The 21,806-nt window shown below is 60.6% G+C and carries 21 protein-coding genes; 4 read left to right on the top strand and 17 right to left on the bottom strand.

Going from position 1 to position 21,806, the window contains the following annotated elements:
* Window positions 1–5: 5 nt before the first annotated feature.
* Window positions 6–614 carry a lytic transglycosylase domain-containing protein gene (locus EDC38_RS05395; protein WP_246004341.1) on the top strand — a complete coding sequence of 203 codons (609 nt, stop codon included), beginning with the start codon at window positions 6–8 and terminating at the stop codon, window positions 612–614.
* Here the strand turns inward: EDC38_RS05395 and EDC38_RS05400 are convergent.
* The 4 genes from EDC38_RS05400 to EDC38_RS05415 all read right to left on the bottom strand — a co-directional run bounded on the left by EDC38_RS05400 (window position 586) and on the right by EDC38_RS05415 (window position 3,466).
* Window positions 586–1,077: a regulatory protein RecX gene (locus EDC38_RS05400; protein ID WP_211331042.1), complete on the bottom strand. Its 492-nt coding sequence runs from the start codon at window positions 1,075–1,077 to the stop codon at window positions 586–588. The two genes, EDC38_RS05395 and EDC38_RS05400, sit on opposite strands and share 29 nt — an antisense overlap.
* Window positions 1,078–1,083: 6 nt before the next feature.
* A complete protein-coding gene (locus EDC38_RS05405; protein ID WP_246004342.1) occupies window positions 1,084–1,650 on the bottom strand; it encodes a DUF4136 domain-containing protein in 567 nt (188 codons plus the stop codon).
* A 146-nt stretch (window positions 1,651–1,796) separates the two neighbouring features.
* Entirely contained in the window at window positions 1,797–2,828 is a 1,032-nt protein-coding gene (gene recA, locus EDC38_RS05410; RefSeq protein ID WP_024460497.1) for a recombinase RecA, read from the bottom strand.
* 104 nt (window positions 2,829–2,932) lie between these two features.
* On the bottom strand, window positions 2,933–3,466 hold the full coding sequence (locus EDC38_RS05415) for a CinA family protein (protein WP_123637623.1): 534 nt from the start codon (window positions 3,464–3,466) through the stop codon (window positions 2,933–2,935).
* Window positions 3,467–3,569: 103 nt separating this feature from the next.
* On the opposite strand from EDC38_RS05415, the gene mutS reads away from it, so the two are divergent.
* Complete coding sequence (mutS, locus tag EDC38_RS05420) at window positions 3,570–6,179, top strand: DNA mismatch repair protein MutS (protein WP_123637624.1); 2,610 nt, start codon at window positions 3,570–3,572, stop codon at window positions 6,177–6,179.
* A gap of 54 nt (window positions 6,180–6,233) precedes the next feature.
* Window positions 6,234–6,557, top strand: a complete 324-nt coding sequence (fdxA, locus tag EDC38_RS05425) for a ferredoxin FdxA (protein WP_036159885.1) — start codon at window positions 6,234–6,236, stop codon at window positions 6,555–6,557.
* Window positions 6,558–6,642: 85 nt separating this feature from the next.
* Here the strand turns inward: fdxA and rpoS are convergent, their stop codons facing one another.
* The 13 genes from rpoS to tilS form a co-directional block, all read right to left on the bottom strand.
* Window positions 6,643–7,650 (bottom strand): RNA polymerase sigma factor RpoS, encoded by a 1,008-nt coding sequence (gene rpoS, locus EDC38_RS05430; RefSeq protein WP_123637625.1) that lies wholly within the window; start codon window positions 7,648–7,650, stop codon window positions 6,643–6,645.
* 106 nt (window positions 7,651–7,756) lie between these two features.
* The gene (locus EDC38_RS05435; protein WP_123637626.1) at window positions 7,757–8,554 is read right to left on the bottom strand and encodes a peptidoglycan DD-metalloendopeptidase family protein; all 798 of its coding nucleotides are present in this window, start codon (window positions 8,552–8,554) and stop codon (window positions 7,757–7,759) included.
* Window positions 8,555–8,665: 111 nt separating this feature from the next.
* The gene (locus EDC38_RS05440; protein WP_246004343.1) at window positions 8,666–9,595 is read right to left on the bottom strand and encodes a polyprenyl-phosphate transporter; all 930 of its coding nucleotides are present in this window, start codon (window positions 9,593–9,595) and stop codon (window positions 8,666–8,668) included.
* A gap of 41 nt (window positions 9,596–9,636) precedes the next feature.
* Window positions 9,637–10,281: a protein-L-isoaspartate(D-aspartate) O-methyltransferase gene (locus tag EDC38_RS05445; RefSeq protein WP_123637627.1), complete on the bottom strand. Its 645-nt coding sequence runs from the start codon at window positions 10,279–10,281 to the stop codon at window positions 9,637–9,639.
* 84 nt (window positions 10,282–10,365) lie between these two features.
* Complete coding sequence (truD, locus tag EDC38_RS05450) at window positions 10,366–11,367, bottom strand: tRNA pseudouridine(13) synthase TruD (RefSeq protein ID WP_123637628.1); 1,002 nt, start codon at window positions 11,365–11,367, stop codon at window positions 10,366–10,368.
* Entirely contained in the window at window positions 11,364–12,329 is a 966-nt protein-coding gene (locus EDC38_RS05455; RefSeq protein ID WP_123637629.1) for a YheT family hydrolase, read from the bottom strand. The genes truD and EDC38_RS05455 overlap by 4 nt, the downstream gene beginning before the upstream one ends.
* A gap of 13 nt (window positions 12,330–12,342) precedes the next feature.
* Window positions 12,343–12,822 (bottom strand): 2-C-methyl-D-erythritol 2,4-cyclodiphosphate synthase, encoded by a 480-nt coding sequence (gene ispF / locus EDC38_RS05460; RefSeq protein ID WP_123637630.1) that lies wholly within the window; start codon window positions 12,820–12,822, stop codon window positions 12,343–12,345.
* The gene (gene ispD, locus EDC38_RS05465; RefSeq protein ID WP_123637631.1) at window positions 12,822–13,547 is read right to left on the bottom strand and encodes a 2-C-methyl-D-erythritol 4-phosphate cytidylyltransferase; all 726 of its coding nucleotides are present in this window, start codon (window positions 13,545–13,547) and stop codon (window positions 12,822–12,824) included. Before ispD ends, ispF begins: the two co-directional genes overlap by 1 nt.
* 29 nt (window positions 13,548–13,576) lie before the next feature.
* Entirely contained in the window at window positions 13,577–13,855 is a 279-nt protein-coding gene (ftsB, locus tag EDC38_RS05470) for a cell division protein FtsB (protein ID WP_123637632.1), read from the bottom strand.
* Window positions 13,856–14,055: 200 nt separating this feature from the next.
* On the bottom strand, window positions 14,056–15,345 hold the full coding sequence (gene eno, locus EDC38_RS05475; RefSeq protein WP_123637633.1) for a phosphopyruvate hydratase: 1,290 nt from the start codon (window positions 15,343–15,345) through the stop codon (window positions 14,056–14,058).
* 57 nt (window positions 15,346–15,402) lie between these two features.
* Window positions 15,403–16,254, bottom strand: coding sequence for a 3-deoxy-8-phosphooctulonate synthase (gene kdsA, locus EDC38_RS05480; RefSeq protein WP_123637634.1), 852 nt, complete (start codon window positions 16,252–16,254; stop codon window positions 15,403–15,405).
* Window positions 16,255–16,303: 49 nt separating this feature from the next.
* On the bottom strand, window positions 16,304–17,929 hold the full coding sequence (locus tag EDC38_RS05485) for a CTP synthase (protein ID WP_123637635.1): 1,626 nt from the start codon (window positions 17,927–17,929) through the stop codon (window positions 16,304–16,306).
* Between the two features lie 123 nt (window positions 17,930–18,052).
* A complete protein-coding gene (gene tilS / locus EDC38_RS05490) occupies window positions 18,053–19,384 on the bottom strand; it encodes a tRNA lysidine(34) synthetase TilS (RefSeq protein ID WP_170162858.1) in 1,332 nt (443 codons plus the stop codon).
* Between the two features lie 482 nt (window positions 19,385–19,866).
* On the opposite strand from tilS, the gene EDC38_RS05495 reads away from it, so the two are divergent.
* A complete protein-coding gene (locus EDC38_RS05495; protein WP_123637637.1) occupies window positions 19,867–21,804 on the top strand; it encodes a S9 family peptidase in 1,938 nt (645 codons plus the stop codon).
* The last annotated feature ends 2 nt before the right edge of the window (window positions 21,805–21,806 follow it).

Consider the following 21,806-nt stretch of genomic DNA (forward strand, 5'->3'; position numbering starts at 1 on the left):
CCTCGATGCGTGGGCCGGGCGTGAAGAAAACCGCGTTCAGTGTTCTGGTGGCACTGTGGATGGCGAGCGCCGCCAGTTTCACCTGGGCACAATCGAACACCCTGGCCTATGCCGAACCGGCCATTGAAGTGGATGACCAGCTTCGGCAGAAGCTGCTCGATAACATTCGCGCGGCGGACAGTTTCGAGGATCGCTTTGATGCCGAGGCCTGGCTGATGCTGATGTCGGGACGCCTGGAGCGTTATGTGCGCGATCCGGATCGACGCCTGCGCCTGCTGCGCAAAATCCACAGCGCGGCCCGCCAGACCGACCTTCAGCCCGAGCTGGTATTAGCGGTCATTGAGGTGGAGAGCCACTTCAATCACTATGCGGTGTCACCGGTGGGTGCTCAGGGGATCATGCAGGTCATGCCGTTCTGGAAGAACGAGATTGGCCGACCGGAAGACAACCTGATCGACCTGGAAACCAACCTGCGGTACGGCTGCACCATCCTCAAGCATTACCTGGAACGATCAGAGGGGCGCCTGGCGGAAGCCTTGGCACGCTATAACGGCAGTTATGGCAGCTACCGCTATGCTGCGAAAGTCATGGATGCCTGGGAGCGTTGGCGATAGCCTCTCGCACCTGTTCGTGGGAAAACCCGCGGTATTGAAGGAATCGGGCCTGACGGGCTTTCTCTTTGGGGGCTTCCACCGGTGCGTCACCGAAGCGCTTTCGGCGCACTTCATTGGCGAGATCCCACCAGCGCTCATCCCCTTCATCGAGATAAAGGCTGACCAGAGAGTCTGAAACGCCTTTTTGCCGCAATTCCTGGGCAATACGCAGAGGCCCCTTGCCCTGCCGCTCCCGAGCGGTGACAAATGCCTCGGTGAAGCGCTCATCGCTCTGAAGCCCCTGCTCTTCCAGCCGGGCCAGCGCCTGATCCACCGTCTTAACCCGTTCACCCTCCGAACCAAAGCGCTTGAGTAATTTGGTCCGAAGCTCGTCACGAGCATGCTCGCGACGAGCCAACAGGTTCATGGCCGTCAGTCGCACTTCGCCCATCGTGGGCTCGCTCGACTCATCCCGCTCTGTCATAACGACTCAACGTACCGGTGGGAAATTCGACAGTACCTCGGTCACTGCGGCAGAGAGCCGCTGACGCTGTTCCTGAGGCGTCAGACCATCATACAGACGCTGCTCGGCGACGCCCCGCCACAGCGGTTTGTTGTCTTCAGCGCGAGCGATGTCAATGATCAGAGTTCCCTGGCGGTAGACCCGTGGACTGGGTCCATGGGAATAGGGGTAACGGTACCAGGGGCCATAACCGTAGTACCCAAAGCCATAGCGTTGATCGTAGCTGCGTACATCCAGTCGGTCTTCCACCACGATGTGGTAGCGGACCACGAAATCCGCCTCCCCATCTTCGCCCGCAGATTCATAGCGCGACGCCAAATGGCTTTCAATCACCCGCTGCAGGTGACTCAGGGTGAACGGAGAGATCAGCAGGCTGTTGCCGTCTTCCTGCTCGGCCAGTTCAACCCGAAAACGGGTGAGCTCTCCAAACGAAAATTCAGGATCGTAATCGGTCACCACCGAGGGCGTACTGGTACAGCCAGCCAGAAGGCCCAGCACCAACAATAGTCCAACACCCAAACGAATCAGTCGCACAGCCGCTTTCCTCTTATTACTTGGCGTTGCCTTGGCGGCGCCACAGGCTCCGCCCAAGGGGTATCATGAGTATCACGTCAGTTGGACCACAGACAAGAGACCCGGGTTCAACCCGGGTCTCTTCTAGTTTGACAGGACGGCGAGGCTCAGGCCTCGCTTTCCTCTTCTTCCTTCTCTTCGGCCTTTACCGGGATGTTCAGCAGTTCGCCGCGTACCCGCTTCTCCATCTCCTGGGCGATGGTGGGATTCTCATGAAGGAACTTCACCACGTTGTTTTTGCCCTGGCCAATCTTGTCGCCATTGTAGCTGTACCAGGCACCCGCCTTGTCCACGATGCCAAGCTTGACGCCGTAATCAATGACCTCACCGAAGCGGTTGATGCCCGTGCCGTACAGAATCTGGAACTCGGTTTGCTTGAACGGCGGTGCCACCTTGTTTTTCACCACCTTCACTCGGGTCTCGTTCCCGATGACCTCATCGCCCTCTTTCACCGAACCAATGCGGCGGATATCCAGGCGAACCGAGGAGTAGAACTTGAGCGCATTACCACCGGTGGTGGTTTCCGGGCTGCCGAACATCACACCGATCTTCATGCGGATCTGGTTAATGAAGATCACCAGGCAGTTGGCGTTCTTGATGTTACCGGTAATTTTACGCAGCGCCTGGGACATCAGGCGGGCCTGCAGGCCCACGTGCTGATCACCCATCTCGCCTTCAATTTCCGCCCGGGGCGTCAGCGCCGCCACCGAGTCCACCACCAACACGTCAACCGCACCGGAGCGCACCAGCATATCGCTGACCTCCAGGGCCTGCTCACCGGTATCCGGCTGGGAGATGATCAGATCATCCACATTCACGCCCAGTTTTTCGGCGTAAATCGGATCCAGCGCGTGCTCGGCGTCAATAAAGGCACAGGTACCGCCCTGGCGCTGGGCTTCAGCAATCACCTGCAGCGTCAAAGTGGTTTTACCGGACGATTCCGGCCCGTAAATCTCTACCACCCGCCCCTTGGGCAGGCCACCAATACCGAGGGCGGCATCCAGCCCCAGAGAGCCCGTGGAAATGGCGGGAATCGCCACCCGCTCACGATCGCCCATGCGCATGACCGTGCCCTTACCAAATTGACGTTCAATCTGGCCTAAGGCGGCCTGTAGCGCTTTCTCTTTATTCGCGTCCATCCGACACCTCGATCAATGCTGTGAAATTAGAACTTGAAATGGTTTCAATACAACTGCCGACAGCATACACGAAAAACCTGTATGCGCAAACAGTAACTCGATATTTATACAGTAGTCTTGCCGCCCGTAGTCAAAGCCAACAACTGCTGCAACGCGGCGGTCACGGTCTGCCCTCGCACGGCGGCCCGATCGCCTTCAAACCGATGCAGGTGAGCATCGCTGAGCAGCGCCTCGCCGCGCCGATACGCCCAGCCCAACCAGACGGTACCCACCGGTTTTTCCTCTGAGCCACCTTCCGGCCCGGCAACGCCGCTCACCGCAATGGCCAGATCCGCGCCAGAAATCCGCGCCGCACCCTCCGCCATGGCGCGCACCACCGATTCACTGACCGCACCGTTCTGTATCAGCATCTGCTCGGGAACGCCCAACATGCGAACCTTGGCGTCGTTGGAATACGTCACCAGACCATAGCCAAACCAGCCCGAACTGCCGGGAATGTCGGTGATCGCGGCGGCAATACCACCACCAGTGCAGGATTCCGCCGCGGCCACGGTCCAGTGGTTTGCCGTCAGCGCCTGTCCCAGGCGGGTCGCGAGGGCCTGCTGTTCGGCGGCGGAAGTGGTCAGGGGTTCGGTCATGGGCTCAAGGTATGCCAGGCGCGAGACGAGTGCAAGCCCCGGATGAATTCCGTAGAATAGCGCAGCTTCCAATCACCCGATAACACCCAGGCAACGCCGTTTTATGAGCAAAACATCCGACGCCCCAAGCCAGCACACGCCGATGATGCAGCAGTACCTGCGGATCAAGGCGGAGCATCCGCAGGAGCTGGTGTTCTATCGCATGGGCGACTTCTACGAATTGTTCTACGACGACGCCAAGCGGGCCGCCGAACTGCTGGACGTGACCCTCACGGCCCGCGGCAAGTCCAACGGTGAGCCCATTCCCATGGCGGGCATTCCGTTTCACGCCGCCGACGGCTACCTGGCCAAGCTGGTGAGGGCTGGCGTCTCGGTGGCCATCTGCGAGCAGATCGGCGATCCGGCGACGTCCAAGGGGCCCGTGGAGCGCAAAGTGGTGCGCATCGTCACGCCGGGCACCGTCAGCGACGAAGCCCTTCTGGACTCCGGTCGGGACAACCTGCTGGTGGCCCTGCACCAGCAGGGCGACACCTATGGACTGGCGTCTCTGGATATCGCCAGCGGCCGTTTTTACGTGCTGGAGGTCGAGGGGCTGGACGCGGCCCTCGGTGAGCTGCAGCGACTGCGCCCGGCCGAGCTGCTGGTCAGCGATGACCTGACCACGCCCGAACTGCTGGAGAACCGCAAGGGCGTGCGCCGCCGGGGCCCCTGGGAGTTCGAGCTGGACAGCGCCCGACGCCTGCTGACCCAGCAGTTCGGCACCCAGGATCTGGCAGGCTTTGGTTGCGACCATCTGGACGCCGCCATCGCCGCCGCCGGCTGTCTGCTCAACTACGCCCGGGAAACCCAGCGCGCCGCCCTGCCCCACGTGCGCGGCCTGAGCCACGAAAACCGGGAGCAGGCGGTGATCATGGATGCCGCCACCCGGCGCAACCTGGAACTGGATATCAACCTCGGGGGTACCGAAGAAAACACCCTGTACAGCGTTCTGAACCGCTGCGCCACCGCCATGGGCTCCCGCCTGCTGCGCCGCTGGCTGAACCGCCCGCTGCGCGACCTGCCGATTCTGCAATCCCGTCAGGACGCAGTGGCGGAGCTGCAACACCAGTACACCTTCGAGGTGATTCACCGGATTCTCAAACGCATCGGCGATATGGAGCGGATCCTCGGCCGCCTGGCCCTGCGTTCGGCCCGCCCGCGGGATCTCGCCCGGCTGCACGCCTCCCTGGCCTGCTACCCGGAGCTGCGCAGCGAGCTGGCCAAGCTCGGCGCGCCGCACCTGTCCGAGCTGGCACAACAGCTGGGAGAATTCCCCAAGGCCGTTGATCTGCTGGGACGCGCCCTGATTGAAAATCCACCGGTGGTCATTCGCGATGGCGGCGTGATCGCCGAGGGCTACGATGAAGAACTGGACGAGCTGCGCAATATCAGCAACAACGCCGGCCAGTACCTGGTGGACCTGGAAACCCGGGAGCGAGAGCGCACCGGCATCAGCACGCTGAAGGTGGGCTACAACCGGGTGCACGGCTACTTTATCGAGCTCAGCCGCGCCCAGGCCGAACAGGCCCCGGCGGACTATATCCGCCGCCAGACCCTGAAAAACGCCGAGCGTTTTATCACCCCGGAGCTGAAAGAATTCGAGGACAAGGCGCTGTCCGCCAAAAGTCGCGCTCTGGCCCGGGAAAAGCTGCTCTACGATCAGCTGATCGACATTCTCAACGACGACCTGATCCCCCTGCAGCAGTCCGCCGCCGCCGTGGCGGAGCTGGACCTGCTGACCAATCTGGCCGAACGCGCCGACAGCCTTGGCTGGAGCCGCCCCATCCTGAACGCCGACCCCGGTATCGACATTCAGGGCGGGCGACATCCGGTGGTCGAGCACGTCAACGAAGCGCCGTTTGTTCCCAACGATCTGTGCTTTGGCGATCAGCGCCACATGCTGGTGGTCACTGGTCCGAACATGGGCGGTAAATCCACCTACATGCGCCAGGCGGCGCTGATCGCCGTGCTGGCCCATATCGGCAGCTTTGTGCCCGCAGCGGAAGCGAGAGTGGGCATGCTGGACCGGATCTTTACCCGGATCGGCTCCTCCGATGACCTGGCCGGTGGGCGCTCCACTTTTATGGTGGAAATGACCGAGACCGCCAACATTCTGCATAACGCCACGCCGCGCAGCCTGGTGCTGATGGACGAGATCGGCCGGGGCACCAGTACCTTTGACGGTCTGGCCCTGGCCTGGGCCTGCGCCCGCCATCTGGCGGAAAACGTCAAGGCGTACACCCTGTTCGCCACCCACTACTTTGAACTGACCCGGCTGCCCGACGAGCTACCGGGCATCGTCAATGTCCACCTGGATGCCACCGAGCACCACGACAGCATTGTCTTTCTGCACAAGGTTCAGGAGGGGCCGGCGAGCAAGAGCTACGGCCTGCAGGTGGCCAAACTCGCGGGCATACCCGATGGCGTGCTGGCCCAGGCCAAGACCCAACTGGCGGAACTGGAGGGCGACGCCCAGCGCGGCAGCTCGACTCCCCAGCCACCCAAACCCGAACCGGCACCGGCGGCCGACACGCCCGTTCAGGGCGGCCTGTTCGACAGCGCGCCCCACCCGGTGGTGGAAGCGCTGGGCGAGGTTCAGCCGGATGATCTCAGCCCCCGTGAGGCGCTGGAGCAACTTTATGCCCTAAAGGCGCTTATGACTGGCAAAAGCTAAGAATACTGCTAGAATAAGCGCCCAAAATCCGAACCGTGTTAGCTGGAGTCCGCTATGACATTTGTTGTTGGGGAAAACTGCATTAAATGCAAACACACAGACTGCGTTGAAGTCTGCCCCGTTGACTGCTTTTATGAAGGCCCCAATTTCCTGGTGATTCACCCGGACGAGTGCATTGACTGCGCTCTTTGTGAGCCCGAGTGTCCGGTGGATGCCATCTTCTCGGAAGATGAACTGCCCGAAGGGCAGGAAGTGTTCCTGGAGCTGAACGCCGAATTGGCGGAAGTCTGGCCCAATATTACCGAGAAGAAAGACGCTCCGGCGGACGCCGAAGAGTGGGATGGTGTGGAAGGGAAACTGCAGTACCTCGAACGCTGAACCGTCTGCACCGACAAATCTGCAGCCACAAAAAAGCCGGGCCATCAAAGCCCGGCTTTTTTGTACCTCAGACAGAGGTACCGCATCAAACGCTGAACAGCGCCTCGCTATTGAGCCCCTGCTTTTCGATGATTTCCCGCAACCGCTTCAGGGCTTCCACCTGAATCTGGCGCACCCTTTCTCGGGTCAATCCGATTTCATGGCCCACCTCTTCCAGGGTGCACACCTCATGGCCACGCAACCCGAAACGCCGGGCCAGGACTTCACGCTGCTTTTCACTCAGGTCGTCCAGCCAACGATCCAGACTGTCATTTAGATCGCCATCCTGCATCAGAAAAGCGGGGTCGGAGTTGTTGATGTCCGGGATGGTGTCCACCACGGCCCGATCGGAGGCATTGCCCACCGGGCTGTCCACCGACGTGACCCGCTCATTCAGCCCCAACATACGCTCCACGTCGGCCACCGGCTTGTGCAACAGCGTGGCGATTTCATCCGAGGAGGGTTCGTGGTCCAGCTTCTGGGTCAGCTCCCGAGCCGCCCGCAGGTAGATATTGAGCTCTTTCACCACATGAATGGGCAGACGGATGGTGCGGGTCTGGTTCATGATCGCCCGCTCGATGGTCTGACGGATCCACCAGGTCGCGTAGGTGGAGAAGCGGAAACCCCGCTCCGGGTCAAACTTCTCGACCGCGCGGATCAACCCCAGGTTGCCCTCTTCAATCAGATCCAACAGGGCCAGACCCCGATTGACGTAGCGGCGTGAAATTTTCACCACCAGACGCAGATTGCTTTCGATCATCCGCTTCCGGGACGCCTCATCTCCACGCAGTGCGCGGCGGGCAAAATAGACCTCTTCCTCGGCGGTCAGCAAGGGCGAGAAGCCAATTTCGTTCAGGTAAAGTTGTGTCGCATCGAGACTTTTGGAGAAGTGATCGTCGGAGTGCCGATCAGCGGTGGCGCGCCCTCGTCGGGCGGAGGTGGGTGCTGCGGTGGTCGGTTCCTCTTCAACCACAACATCATCATTAAAATCAATTTCGTGAACCGCCGCGGCTGACTCACGATCCGCTTTTGTATCCCGTTCTTGCAGTGCCATAGATCACCCCTCGCTCTACATACGGCTCCTGGTGCCGCCCCTATGGCATCCAACAGCCTTAACCCAAGTTATCGTTATACTGCGACACTATTGTTAACGTTTAGCGTTAACGTTTGGGTAGATACCCAATTGGGTCAACGGGTTTCCCATCACGCCGAATTTCAAAGTGCAGACGCACACTGTCGGTGCCACTGGAACCCATTTCGGCAATCACCTCTCCTGCTTTTACCGCGTCACCTTCGGCTACCTTCAGGCGACGGTTGTGGGCATAAGCGCTGAGGTACGTGTCATTGTGTTTGATGATCACGAGATTGCCATACCCACGCAGCCCGCTGCCCGCATAAACCACTTGCCCTGCAGCAGCTGCTTGCACAGAGTCTCCCAATTTACCGCTGATATCAATACCCTGATTGAGCCCCGTAGAGGCGCCGAAGGCGGCAATCACCCGCCCCTTCACGGGCCACCGCCAATCGGGGTTGCCCGCAACCAGGGCCGGGGCGGCAGACGCCTTTGGGCGAGATGTTTTATTTTCTTGACGGTCAGCAGGCGCTTTCGGGGTCGGCTTACTGGCGACTTTCGGGGGCGTCGCCCGTGGAGAGGGCCTGGAAGGCGCGGCCATATTATGCACATCGAGGCGCAGTGTCTGGCCGGGGTAAATGGTGAAAGGTGGGCTGATACCGTTGTGTTGCGCCAGCTTGCGGTGATCCACGTCGTAGCGCCAGGCAATGGAATAGAGCGTTTCTCCGGCGCTCACCCAGTGCTTCTGAATCTCCCGACCCGGCGGCTGGCCCCGCTCCACCACATCCGCCCGCTGGGTAGCGCAGCCTCCCAGAACCACCAAACTGATCAATATATAAACCAGTGGGCCGTATTTCCTCCAGCGGTGGGTTGACCAGTCCTGCATAAACACACTCACGTTAAGGGCTGATGCGAAGGCCCCGTTTATTTGGATTCGCAATTAACGCCGGGCCCTTATTAGAAAATACTCTAAAATACGGGTTGCCACTGTGAATTATTAATGAGTCGACCGTTTCGCCCAAAATTCCAGGGCGAGCACCAGCAACAACCCCAACGCCATGAGAACCAGAACCATTGCTGTCTGTGGGTCAGACCCGACAATATTCTCATAGTGCCACGGCACCAGGTTTTCCTGAACCAACGGTACCTGCTCACCGTGACGGTTGGTATAGGTCTCCAGAGTATGCTTCCAGGGCCAGATAATGTTCAACGAGCCCACCAGAAAGCCGGTCAGCACCGCCAGCGTCCGGTCATGATAATGTCGCAACAGCCAGCCCAGAAAGTGGGAAAACAGTAACAGGCCGGTCACACAGCCCGCGAGAAAGCACGCCAGTATCCACCAATTCAGATCCACCACCGCCTGAATAAACACCGGGTACATCCCCATCAGCAGCAACAGGAAACTGCCGGAAACGCCGGGAAGGATCATGGCGCATATTGCGATGCAGCCAGCGAGGTACACCATCCACCACTCGGCGGGCAGCTGAACCGGCTTGCCTACCGAGATTGCCAGCGCCACCAGGGTGCCAAGGCCCAGTCCCAACCAGATGACCGGAGAGCGAAGCGGCAGCTGTCGCCCGATATAAACGACCGACGCCACCACAAGTCCGAAAAAGAACCCCCAGACCAGCAGGGGATGAAATTCCAGCAGATAGTGCACCAGATTCGCCAGGGAAAAGATGCTGAGCAGTACGCCGCCAAAGACCGTCAGCAGAAAGCCGCCATTGACGTGGCGCCAAAAGGCGGCCGTGCCCTGCCGCCGCCAGATGCCCAGCGCTGCGGGTGTCCAACGCCGCAGAGAATCGATCAATTCTTCATAGATTCCGGAGATAAACGCAATGGTCCCACCGGATACACCGGGAACCACATCAGCCGCCCCCATCGCCATCCCTTTCAGGCATAGAATCAGTCGGGCTTGCAGGGTCATGGGAGTCCTTGTCATTGGGCAGCAAAATCAGACATGAAACGTCAGCGGCTGGTGCCGGAGAGCAGCGGAACGAACTTGACCGGTTCGAGCACCTGGGTCACAAAGTTCTCGCTGTCACCATCGCGAATGATCAGGTTGAGGGATTGGGTCTGATCGCCCACCGGGATAACCAGCACGCCGTTTGGCGCCAATTGATTCAGCAACCCCTGGGGAACAAAGCGCGGTGCGGCGGTGCTCAGGATACCGTCAAACGGCCCCGCCTCCGGCCAACCGAAACCGCCATCGGCGTGCTTGAGGTGAACGTTGCGCAACCCCAACTCCCGCAGCCGCTCACGGGCCTTATCCTGCAGAGGCTTGATCCGCTCGACGCTGTACACTTCGTCCACCAACTGCGCCAGAATGCTGGTCTGGTAGCCTGAACCAGTGCCCACTTCCAGCACTTTGTGCAGTCGTTTGCCGGCGGCACCGAGCAGAATTTCCGTCATTCGAGCGACGATATAGGGCTGGGAGAGTGTCTGGCCATAGCCGATGGGCAGCGCGGTGTCCTCGTAGGCGCGATGGGACAACGCTTCATCCAGAAACCAGTGCCGGGGCGTGTTGCGCAGAGTGTCCAGCACCTGCAGATTGGTGACGCCCTTGTCGGCCAGCCTTTGCACCAGACGCTCCCGCGTGCGCTGGGAGGTCATTCCCACACCTTCCAAATTAAGACTCGTCACTGCGTATTTCCCCGGAATTCTAGCCGTCAATATTGTTCTGATGAAAAGCGATCACTATAGCACAGTGGCGCCCCGAGCTGCTTCCATCTGGGTCGTATCGAGCTGGGCCACCTCCGCCAGCAATGCGGTGGCAAAGGTCCCCGGCGGCAGGGCAAAAGACAGCACCATGTCGCCCTGCTCCCAGTGCCACGCCAGACCCTGTGGGTTCAGTGCCAGGGCGCGTCGCTCCTGGTTCAGGCCAACATGTTCCAGGCCGTCGCACCAGCCTTTCCAGGGTGCCAACACCCGGGATTCCAACTGAGCGGTCTGGGCGTCACTCATCAGTCGACCACGGCCCCAGAGCGGGCCGGAAGGTTCATCCTGCGGTTCGCCCGCAAGGCACTCAAGCCAGGTACCCTCACGCACACGTTCCGCCAGTACCTGATTGAACAGCCAGGAGCGGGCGGCGGACATCACCATGCCCCGCTGTTGGCGGTTCTTGATACGCTCACCCTCCACCAGCCAGCGCTGCGCCTGATGCAAGTTGCCCGCGTCTCGGCCAAAGCGCTGCTCACCAAAGTAGTTGGGCGCCCCCTGCTCCGCCACCCGGGCCAGCGTCTGTTCAAGCCGTTCCAGGGCGCCATCTTCCAGGGCCTGCAGCGCCCGCAGTCGAATGACGAAGTGGTTGGCCTGGTGCTGGCCCCGGCGCAGCTTGCGCGAATGACGGGAGCAGCTGAGCACGGTGGGGCCGATCTGTTCCAATGCGGTCCAGTCGGGCTCCACGGCTTTGGGTTGATAGATACTGAACCACTGTGTGGTCACCGCGTGGCGATCCTTGAGGCCACAGAAGCCCACATCCCGACTGGTGACGCCGGCACAGCGCGCCAGTTGTCCGGCCACCCAGGCGGTGTTATCTCCGCGTTTGCGAACCTGAACCAGCCAGTGTTCGCCCTCGCCCTCAGGCTCAAACCCGAGAATTTCGTCCACTTGAAAGTCTTCCGGCGTCACCCGAAATCCGGCGGACACGCGGGGGCCGCCCCAGGCGGTGGGCATTCGGATGTCAAACTCGGGGGTCATGGCTTCTCCCGGCCAAAGTGTTGCAAAAATCGTCGTTCAAGCCACCAGTCACCCGGGCCCTGCCAGAATCCGACGTGGCCACCAGTGCGGGGCGCTTCAAAAATCAGATGGTCATGGGCCTCGGCTTCCTCGGTCGGGAAACAGCGATCGTTGAAGAAGGGGTCGTTGCGCGCGGTAACCAGCAGGGTGGGAACGCGGATATCCCGCAGAAAAAATCGGCTGCTGCAGCGGGCGTAATAGTCGGCCGCATCGCGAAAGCCATTGAGGGGCGCCGTATAGTGCTCGTCCAGAGCCCAGAGGGTTTTCATCTGCTTCAGTCGCTGCAGATCGAAATGCCCGGGAAATTGGGCGGCCTTGGCTTTGAGCCGACGTTTCATCGAACGGACAAAGTGTTTGTGGTACAGCCAGTTGGCCGGACGCTCCAGAGTCAACACGCACGCGAGCAGGTCCAGCGGCACCGAGGCCGTAGCCGCCGCCTCCACACCGCGCTCGCGCGCCGCCTCGCCCTGCTCACCCAGCCACTTCAGGGTGACGTTGCCCCCGAGCGAGAAGCCTCCCAGATGCAGGCGGGGAAAGCCCGCACCCGTGGCCCAGCTGATCACCGCGTCCAGATCATCACTACAGCCCGAGTGGTAGATACGCGGGGTACGATTGAGCTGGTCACCGCAACTGCGCAGATTCCAGGCGAGTACCGACCAGCCCTTGGCCAGCGCCGCCCGGGTAGTCCCGAGGATATAACCACTACGGGCACTGCCCTCCAGGCCGTGAGAGAGAATCAGCAGCGGAGCATCCGGTTCAGGGCTGCGATACAACTCGGCGTGCAACCGGTCGCCATCGGGTAAGTCGATGTCTACCGGCTCACCGGTCAGTGTCAGACGACGAATATAGCGGGGCACCAGTGTCTGGAGATGTCCGCCGGGCAGCCATGTTGGTGCCCGGTAATCCGCGTCATTTACCGGCATACGGAAAGCGTCCTCAGAGTTGTTGCGGCTCGAGCAGCACCACCGCCTGAGCGGCGATGCCCTCTTCCCGGCCGGTAAAACCCAGCCGCTCGGTGGTGGTGGCCTTGATGTTGAGCTGTCCCGTGGTACAGCTGAGATCATCTGCGATCCGCTCAATCATGGAGGGGACGTGGCGGGCCATTTTCGGAGCCTGGGCAATTACCGTCATATCCGCATTGACCAACCGCCACCCCTGTGCCCGGACCTTGGCATAAACCATGCGCAACAGCGCCCGGCTGTCGGCGTTTTTGAAGCCCGGATCGGTATCCGGAAAGTGCCGACCGATGTCCCCCAAGGCGGCGGCCCCCAGGAGGGCGTCACACAAGGCATGCAGCAGCACGTCGCCGTCCGAGTGGGCGATCAGCCCCCGGTCGTGCGCAATGGCCACACCACCGATCACTACTTTATCGCCCGGCCCGAAGGCGTGCACATCGAAGCCCTGTCCCACTCGCATCAGTGTTGCTCCTGTCGCTGTAAAATCGCCTCGGCCAGAGCCAGATCCTCCGGCCGGGTCACTTTGATATTGTCGGTGCGCCCTTCAACCATCAGCGGCTGATAGCCTGCCAGCTCCATCGCCGATGCCTCATCGGTCACCACCTCACCTTGCCCCAAGGCCCGAGCCAGGCACTGATGCAGCAACTGGTAGCGGAACAGCTGTGGCGTCTGCGCCTGCCAGAGTCCTCGCCGGTCGCAGGTATCGAGAATCACGTTGCGGGGACCGACACGCTTGAGGGTATCCCCCACCGGAACGCCGAGAATGCCACCCACGGGATGATTGGCGGTGTGTCGCCGCAGGCTGGCAATGGCACTGGGCGTGATACAGGGACGGGCGGCGTCGTGCACCAGAATCCAGTCCTCCGCCTCAGCTTGCAGGGTCAGGTAGTTCAGGGCATTGAGCACAGAGCGGCTGCGTTCACTGCCGCCATCGACAACCGCAATCCGGACATTGCCGGCCAGCGGCAACTGCTCCCAGTAGGGGTCAGTCGGGCTCAGAGCCAACACCACTCCGGCCAGGTCGGGAATGGCCAGTAGACGTTCCAGCGTATGTTCCAGAAGGGTTTTGCCTCGCAGCCGCAGATACTGCTTGGGCAGATCTGAACGCATGCGGGTGCCAATACCCGCTGCGGGAACAATGGCCCAGCAAGGGTTCGAGGCATCGGAACGGAGGTGATTGCCCATATACGTTTCCGAAGACGTCTGAGGTCGGTTTATTCTTGGGGATCGACGACCATGAAGAAGGTCTCGCCGTCGCGGATCATGCCCAAATCCTCTCGGGCCCGCTCTTCGATGCTGTCCAGCCCTTCCTTGAGTTCATCCACTTCCACGGCCAGCCGACGGTTGCGCGCTTTGAGCCGCTCGTTGGCCAGCTCCTGCGCCCGAATGTCGCGGTCCAGTCGCGTCACGTCTGCCCAGCTTCCTTCTGCAATCCACAAGCGGTATTGCAGGGCGGTGAATAGCACTATCAGGATGGCCAACAGAATTTTCATTGTTACCAACTCCTGGTTAGTGGATCGTGGGGTAGATGCTCTCGGGTAAGCGGTGGATGACGCGCTTTGCGCTTATCCACCCTACATAGCTGCGGTTACGGCGGATGGCACCGTGGTTTGCGTAGGGCGGATAAGGCCAAAGGCCGCATCCGCCGTTACACCATCCCTACTTCAAACCGATCCGCCGTTTCCCGCCGATCTTACGCCTTGAATTCCGCACGGCCCTTGTACGGCGCCGAGCCATTCAGCTCCGCTTCGATGCGCAGCAGGCGGTTGTACTTGGATACACGGTCGGAACGACACAGAGAGCCGGTCTTGATCTGACCCGCTGCGGTCGCCACGGCCAGATCGGCAATGGTGGTGTCTTCGGTTTCACCGGAACGGTGGGAGATCACCGCGGTGTAACCGGCGTCCTGGGCCATCTTGATCGCATCCAGCGTTTCGGACAGCGAGCCGATCTGGTTGAACTTGATCAGGATGGAGTTACCGATCTTCTTGTCGATACCTTCTTTCAGAATCTTGGTGTTGGTCACGAACAGGTCGTCGCCCACCAGTTGGATCTTGTTGCCCAGCTTCTGGGTCAGGTAAGCCCAACCGTCCCAGTCGCTCTCATCCAGACCATCTTCGATTGAGATGATCGGGTACTTGGCCGACAGGTCTGCCAGGTAGTCAGAGAACTCTTCGGCACTGAACACCTTGCCTTCGCCAGACAGGTCGTACTTGCCATCTTTATAGAACTCGGACGCGGCGCAGTCCAGTGCCAGGGTCACATCTTCACCCAGTTTGTAGCCGGCATTGGCCACGGCCTGACCGATGACCTGCAGAGCCTCTTCATTGGACGGCAGGTTGGGTGCGAAACCACCTTCGTCACCGACCGCGGTGCTCAGGCCCTTTTCGTTCAGAACTTTTTTCAGGGCGTGGAAAATTTCCGCACCGGTGCGCAGCGCTTCGGAGAAGGTCTTGGCGGAAACCGGCTGAATCATGAATTCCTGAATGTCGACGTTGTTGTCGGCGTGCTCACCACCGTTCAGGATGTTCATCATCGGTACCGGCATGGAGTACTTACCGGCGGTGCCGTTGACTTCAGCAATGTGCTGGTACAGGGGGATGCCCTTGTCGATGGCAGCGGCTTTGGCAGCGGCCAGGGACACGGCCAGAATGGCGTTGGCGCCAAACTTGGACTTGTTCTCGGTGCCGTCGGCATCGATCATGATTTTGTCCAGCGCGCGCTGATCGGCGGCGTCTTTACCCACCAACAGATCTTTGATGGTGTCGTTGATGTGGCCCACGGCCTTCAGTACGCCCTTGCCCAGGTAGCGGGACTTGTCGCCGTCGCGCAGTTCCAGTGCTTCGCGCGAACCGGTAGAGGCGCCAGAGGGGGCGCAGGCGGAGCCTACGGCACCGCTTTCCAGAATGACTTCAGCGCTGACGGTCGGGTTACCGCGACTGTCCAGAACTTCGAAAGCTTTGATGTCGACAATTTTACTCATGCGTAGATTGCTCCGTTTGCCAATAAATAAATGAAAAAGGGTTCGTTACTGCGTTCGTTACTGAATATCCAGTGGCGGCAACTGCTTCACCACATCGTCAATGGCTTTGATCTGGGCCAGGAACGGCTCCAGCTTCTCCAGCGGCAGCGCGCTGGGACCGTCACACTTCGCGTTGTCCGGGTCCGGGTGGGCTTCCAGAAACAGCCCCGCCAGGCCGACGGCCATACCGGCACGGGCCAGTTCGGCAACCTGGTGACGGCGGCCACCCGAGGCTTCGCCCAGCGGGTCACGACACTGCAGCGCGTGGGTGGCGTCAAAGATAATCGGCGCCCCACCGCTGACTTCCCGCATGGTGCGGAAGCCGAGCATATCCACCACCAGATTGTCGTAACCGAAGTTGCTGCCGCGCTCACACAGAATGATCTGGTCGTTGCCGCATTCGCGGAATTTTTCCACGATGTTTTTCATCTGGCCCGGACTCAGAAACTGGGGCTTCTTGATGTTGATGACCGCTCCGGTCTTTGCCATGGCCTGCACCAGGTCGGTCTGGCGTGCCAGAAAGGCGGGCAACTGAATCACATCACAGACCTCCGCCACCGGCTGACACTGATACTGCTCGTGCACATCGGTAATGACCGGCACACCGAAGGTGTCTTTGATTTCCTGAAAAATCTTCAGGCCTTCTTCCATGCCCGGGCCGCGAAAGGAATGGATGGAAGAGCGGTTGGCCTTGTCAAACGAGGCCTTGAACACATAGGGAATGCCCAGCTTTTCGGTCACCTTGACGTAGGCTTCGGCCACCTGCATTGCCATGTCCCGAGATTCGAGGACATTCATGCCACCGAACAGGGTAAAGGGACGTTGGTTGCCCACCGTCAGTTTGGCAATGGCAATATCTCGATCAGTCACAGCATTCTCACTCTATCGTTGGCGAGCCCCGCAGGGCCCGCGAGGCGGATCAGGAGGATTGGTTGGTCAGCGCGGCGCGGACAAAGCTGGTAAACAGCGGGTGGCCGTCGCGCGGGGTGGAGGTGAATTCCGGGTGGAACTGGCAGGCGACAAACCAGGGATGATCCGGCAGCTCCACCGCTTCCACCAGGGTATCGTCCGCCGACCATCCGCCGATGCGCAGGCCGGCTTTCTGCAGCTGGTCCACGTAATTGTTGTTCACTTCATAGCGATGCCGATGGCGCTCGACAATCACATCCTTACCGTAAATGTCCCGGGTCTTGGAGCCGGCCACCAGACGACTCTCCTGACCACCGAGACGCATGGTGCCGCCCAGGTCGGAGGTTTCGTCGCGTTGTTCGCGGCGTCCACTGTTATCCACCCACTCGGTAATCAGACCGATCACCGGATCCGGGGTATGCTTATCAAATTCGGTGCTGTTGGCATTTTTCAGGCCCAGCACGTTGCGGGCAAACTCAATCACCACCGATTGCATACCCAGGCAGATACCCAGGTACGGCACCTTGTTCTCGCGGGCATAGCGCACCGCCATCAGCTTGCCTTCGACCCCGCGGTTACCGAAACCGCCGGGCACCAGAATCGCATCCGCTTCGCGCAGCAGGCTGTCGCCCTGCTCTTCCAGTTGTTCGGCGTCCACGTATTGCATATTCACTTTGGTACGAGTATGAATGCCGGCGTGAATCATCGCCTCGATCAGGGACTTGTAGGCATCCAGCAGTTCCATGTACTTGCCGACCATGGCGATGGTGACTTCATGCTCGGGATGCAGTTTGCCATCCACCACGCGATCCCACTCACTCAGGTCCGCCGGACCGCAGTCGAGCTCGAACTGCTCGACGATAATGTCGTCCAGACCGAATTCGTGCAGCATGCGCGGGATGGCGTAAATGGTACCGGCATCCGGCAGCGGGACCACCGCGCGCTCATCCACGTTGGTGAACAGGGCAATTTTGCGGCGGGAGTCTTCATCGACTTCCCGCTCGGAGCGACACAGCAGAATATTGGGCTGCAAGCCGATTGAGCGCAGCTCTTTCACCGAATGCTGAGTCGGTTTGGTCTTGGTCTCACCGGCGGTGGCAATATAGGGCACCAGAGTCAGGTGCATCAGAATGGAATTCTTGGGGCCCAGCTCGACTTTGAGCTGACGCACGGCTTCGAGGAACGGCTGGGACTCGATATCCCCCACGGTACCGCCGATTTCCACCAGCGCCACATCGGCATCGCGGCCGCCTTCGATAATCCGGCGCTTGATTTCGTCGGTAATGTGGGGAATCACCTGAACGGTGCCGCCCAGGTAGTCACCGCGGCGCTCTTTGCGCAGCACGGTTTCGTACACGCGACCAGTGGTGAAGTTGTTGCGACGGGTCATTTTGGTGCGAATGAAGCGCTCGTAATGCCCGAGATCCAGATCCGTCTCGGCCCCGTCTTCGGTGACAAACACCTCGCCGTGCTGAAAAGGGCTCATGGTACCCGGATCCACATTGATGTAGGGATCCAGCTTCATGATGGTGACGTTCACGCCCCGAGACTCGAGAATTGCCGCCAGAGAAGCCGAGGCAATACCCTTGCCCAAAGACGAAACCACACCACCGGTAACGAAAATATATCGCGTCATGTAAAACCTTGTTCAGTACGATCGAGGGACAGACAAATACCGGACGCCAACGCTGTGCTTGTCGTTGGGGTATTTCTCTTCAGGACGGGGCGCCAGAGTACCAGAAAGGCGGGATAGCCTCAATCAAAAGTTGTACCACCTCAGGCGGTAGCCCGGCTGGCCCGGGGCCGCCGAGAAGCCCTTGCAGACCCACAGATCCCCGGCGGCCACCAGAGTCTCGCCGCTGTAAATCAGTGGCAGCCTGGCCCGCCACCAAGGGGCCAGGGCGTACTCCTGCAGCAGCTTCTTCAGGGTCTGTGAGTGGGCCCGCCCCTCAGGCTGACAGCGTTCACCCCCCTGACGCCACCGAATCGAGAGCTCCGTCAGCCCCGCCGCCAGGCGGGAACCATTGCCGCCGAAATCGTCCCTTTCAAAGACCAAAACAGCGCCCCCCGGCAACACCACCCGCCCCGATCCGCTCAATTCCACGGGGATAGGCTGCGAAGGCAGAGGGGCCTCAAGCGGGGTACCGTTCAGCAAGTACAGGCCCTGACGAAACCGCCGCAACGCCCAGCCCTCCCAGGCCACACACGCCCCGGCGTCCTCCCGCCCGTCAATCAACTGGCGGTCGACCTCCGCCAACCGATCACGATTCAACCCCGGCACCCCACGCTCCCTGAACCAGACCCGCAGCACCTGATGGCGCCGCGCCGGCGACAGGCCCTGTAACCCCGGAAGACTGAGCACCCACCCCGCAGCAGCGTGCGGATCGGCAGACTCAGGGGTCAGACGCGCCAAGTCCTCCCGCGCGTATTCTTCCAGGAGTACCTCGGACTCGGCGCACAGCGCCGCACTCTGCCCCCAACTATCCACCAGATGCGGCCAGCGCTCCCGCAACGTGGGCATGACCCGGTGGCGGAGAAAGTTGCGATCAAATTGCAGGTCGTCGTTGCTCTCATCCTCAATCCAGGATAAGCGGTGACTGCGGGCATAATCTTCAAGCTCACTCCGGCTAACGCCCAGCAGCGGACGCCAGAGCTCCCCCGCTCCCAACGGCCGCCGCGCCGCCATCCCCGCCAACCCCCGAACCCCGGATCCGCGCCCCAGGCGCATCAGCAGGGTTTCCACCTGATCGTCCCCGTGGTGGGCGGTGAGCAGTATTTCATCGGGCTGGAGCTGTTGAATGAACGCCTGGTAACGCGCTTCACGCGCGGCGTCTTCCAGTCCCTTGCCGTCTTTCCGAACATCGACGGTCACCACGTCCAAAGGCACGCCGAGCTGTTCACACAGTGTTTCGCAGTGACGCTGCCATTGGTCGGCATTAGGAGACAAGCCATGATGAACATGCACCGCCCGCACCTCCGAACACCGACGCGCCACCGCATGCAGCAACACGCTGGAATCCAACCCACCACTGAGCGCGACGCAATAGCGACGGTCTTCTGGAAGTGTTTGGATGGACTGTTTTAAGGGCATCTCAGTTACTGTGAAAGTGTTGTCTTTACATTGAGTCCGGCGGGCAGGCGGTATACCGGTTCGAGACCCGCCGTGAACCCATCCATGGGGGCTTCTCGTCGACATCCATGTCTCCGAGAGTCTCGAACCGGTATACCGCCTGCCCGCCTCAGTGCCAACCTGAAATCCTGCAGTAACGTCTCAACCAGTGGAGACAGACAGTATGAAGCTCATCGGTTGGCACGTAGGCCTCGGCAAGGTGAACCCTTTGGAGACTCTCGGAGGCAGGGAGCCGACGAGAAGCCTACAGGGATGTATTCACGGCGGGTCTCCAAAGGGTTCACCTTGCCGAGGCCGGACGCTCCAAGAACCTCGAAGTCACAAAACCGAACCACATTGATAAACCGCCAACGATCACTGACAATGAAGGCATTGTCACCGTTTGGTTAGGGGTTGTCCACGACCACCCACCGAACGACTCAACCAACCGCGACAGGACTCCTATGGCTACCACCGCCCCTTACGGAAGTTGGGCCTCGCCCATCAAAGCCCAGACCCTCACCCAGGGCACCGTCCGCCTCAGCGAACCCGCCATCGACGGCGACGACATCTACTGGCTCGAATCCCGCCCCAGCGAAAAAGGCCGCAGCGTACTCGTGCGGCTCAACGCCCAGGGCCTGCGCCAGGATGTTACCCCCCATCCCCACAGCGTACGCACCCGCGCCAACGAATACGGCGGCGGCAGCTACTGCGTGCAGGACGGCGTCGTCTACTGCGTACTCGACAGCGATCAACGCATCTATCGGCTCATCGGCAAAGAGCTCACCGCTATCTCCCCGGAAGGCGATTATCGCTATGCCGACCTCACACTGGATAGCGAGCGTCAGCGTCTGATCTGTGTGCGTGAAGGTCACACCGACAGCGGTACCGAGGAGAAAGCGGAGATTGTCGCCATCGCACTGGACAGCAGTGGCGAAACCCGGGTGCTTGCCTCCGGTGCGGATTTTTACAGCAACCCGCGCCTGAGCCCCGATGGAACCCAGTTCTGCTACCTGTGCTGGAATCACCCCAATATGCCCTGGGACAGCACCGAGTGCCATCTGGCGGAGGTATCCGAGGATGGGGCACTGAAGAATGTCCGGATGATCGCCGGGGGCGAGGACGAGTCAGTGTTTCAGCCGCAGTGGGCCCCGGATGGTGAGCTGTATTTTGTCTCGGATCGCAACAACTGGTGGAACCTGTACCGCTGGACCGGGGAGGATGCGGAAACCCTGTGCCACCTGGACGCGGAGTTTGCCACGCCCCAGTGGGTGTTCGGCATGTCCACTTACGATTTTCTCGGCCCCAATACCGTACTGTGCACCTACACCCAGGAAGGCTATTGGCTGTTGGCGCGACTGGACCTGACCCACGGCAGCCTGACCCGGATCGAGACCGGCATGACCGATATCAGCTCGGTCCGCTGTGGCGGCGGCAAGGGCCTGTTTCTGGGGGCCAACGCGCAGCACAACACCTGCCTCTGGGCTTTCCGCCCCGAGGGCACCGAGGCGCTGGTGCCGCTGGCCCGTTCAGCGTCAACGGACCCGGACCATCACTACCTGTCCAACCCGGAACCCATGACCTTCGAAACCGCCGATGGCGAAGAGGCGCACGGTTTCTATTACCCGCCCCACAATCCCGACTTTGTGGCACCGGAAAGCGAACGCCCGCCGCTGCTGGTGATGTGCCACGGCGGCCCCACCGGCGCCACCCAGACTGCCCTGAACCTTAAAATCCAGTTCTGGACCAGCCGCGGTTTTGCCGTGCTGGATGTCAATTACCGTGGCAGTACCGGTTACGGCCGCCGTTATCGCGAACGACTCAAGGGCAACTGGGGTGTGACCGATGTGATCGATGTAAGCAGCGGCGCCGAGGCCCTGGCGCAACAGGGGCTGGCGGATCCGGAACGCTGCGCCATTCGCGGCAGCAGTGCCGGGGGCTACACAGTGCTGGCCGCCCTCACCTTCCGCGACACTTTTCAGGCCGGCGCCAGCCTCTATGGCATTGGCGATCTGGAAGCCCTGGCCCGGGATACCCACAAGTTTGAATCCCGCTACCTCGACACTCTGGTGGGCCCCTACCCCGCACAGCAAGCCGTGTATCAGGAGCGCTCCCCGATCAGGCACATTGAACAACTCCAGTGCCCGGTGATTTTCCTGCAGGGTGAAGAGGACAAGATCGTTCCCCCCAACCAGGCCGAAGCCATGGTCAAGGCACTGACCGACAAGGGCATCGCCAACGCGCTGGTACTGTTTCCCGAAGAGGGCCACGGTTTCCGCCAGGGCCCGAACATCGAGCGAGCCCTGGAGGCCGAGCTGTATTTTTATGGCCAGGTTTTCGGTTTCACGCCAGCCGACAACATTGAACCGGTGCCCATCGCTCACCTGAAGGAGATCCACTGAGT

This window comes from Marinimicrobium koreense (genome assembly GCF_003762925.1).
Lineage (GTDB): Bacteria > Pseudomonadota > Gammaproteobacteria > Pseudomonadales > Cellvibrionaceae > Marinimicrobium > Marinimicrobium koreense.

Bases quoted from the DNA above. Each gene is read 5' to 3' on its own strand.
- EDC38_RS05395 (WP_246004341.1), top strand. From the start codon at position 6: ATGCGTGGGCCGGGCGTGAAGAAAACCGCGTTCAGTGTTCTGGTGGCA.
- EDC38_RS05400 (WP_211331042.1), bottom strand. From the start codon at position 1,077: ATGACAGAGCGGGATGAGTCGAGCGAGCCCACGATGGGCGAAGTGCGA.
- recA (WP_024460497.1), bottom strand. From the start codon at position 2,828: ATGGACGCGAATAAAGAGAAAGCGCTACAGGCCGCCTTAGGCCAGATT.
- EDC38_RS05415 (WP_123637623.1), bottom strand. From the start codon at position 3,466: ATGACCGAACCCCTGACCACTTCCGCCGCCGAACAGCAGGCCCTCGCG.
- mutS (WP_123637624.1), top strand. From the start codon at position 3,570: ATGAGCAAAACATCCGACGCCCCAAGCCAGCACACGCCGATGATGCAG.
- fdxA (WP_036159885.1), top strand. From the start codon at position 6,234: ATGACATTTGTTGTTGGGGAAAACTGCATTAAATGCAAACACACAGAC.
- rpoS (WP_123637625.1), bottom strand. From the start codon at position 7,650: ATGGCACTGCAAGAACGGGATACAAAAGCGGATCGTGAGTCAGCCGCG.
- EDC38_RS05435 (WP_123637626.1), bottom strand. From the start codon at position 8,554: ATGCAGGACTGGTCAACCCACCGCTGGAGGAAATACGGCCCACTGGTT.
- EDC38_RS05440 (WP_246004343.1), bottom strand. From the start codon at position 9,595: ATGACCCTGCAAGCCCGACTGATTCTATGCCTGAAAGGGATGGCGATG.
- EDC38_RS05445 (WP_123637627.1), bottom strand. From the start codon at position 10,281: ATGACCTCCCAGCGCACGCGGGAGCGTCTGGTGCAAAGGCTGGCCGAC.
- truD (WP_123637628.1), bottom strand. From the start codon at position 11,367: ATGACCCCCGAGTTTGACATCCGAATGCCCACCGCCTGGGGCGGCCCC.
- EDC38_RS05455 (WP_123637629.1), bottom strand. From the start codon at position 12,329: ATGCCGGTAAATGACGCGGATTACCGGGCACCAACATGGCTGCCCGGC.
- ispF (WP_123637630.1), bottom strand. From the start codon at position 12,822: ATGCGAGTGGGACAGGGCTTCGATGTGCACGCCTTCGGGCCGGGCGAT.
- ispD (WP_123637631.1), bottom strand. From the start codon at position 13,547: ATGGGCAATCACCTCCGTTCCGATGCCTCGAACCCTTGCTGGGCCATT.
- ftsB (WP_123637632.1), bottom strand. From the start codon at position 13,855: ATGAAAATTCTGTTGGCCATCCTGATAGTGCTATTCACCGCCCTGCAA.
- eno (WP_123637633.1), bottom strand. From the start codon at position 15,345: ATGAGTAAAATTGTCGACATCAAAGCTTTCGAAGTTCTGGACAGTCGC.
- EDC38_RS05485 (WP_123637635.1), bottom strand. From the start codon at position 17,929: ATGACGCGATATATTTTCGTTACCGGTGGTGTGGTTTCGTCTTTGGGC.
- tilS (WP_170162858.1), bottom strand. From the start codon at position 19,384: ATGCCCTTAAAACAGTCCATCCAAACACTTCCAGAAGACCGTCGCTAT.
- EDC38_RS05495 (WP_123637637.1), top strand. From the start codon at position 19,867: ATGGCTACCACCGCCCCTTACGGAAGTTGGGCCTCGCCCATCAAAGCC.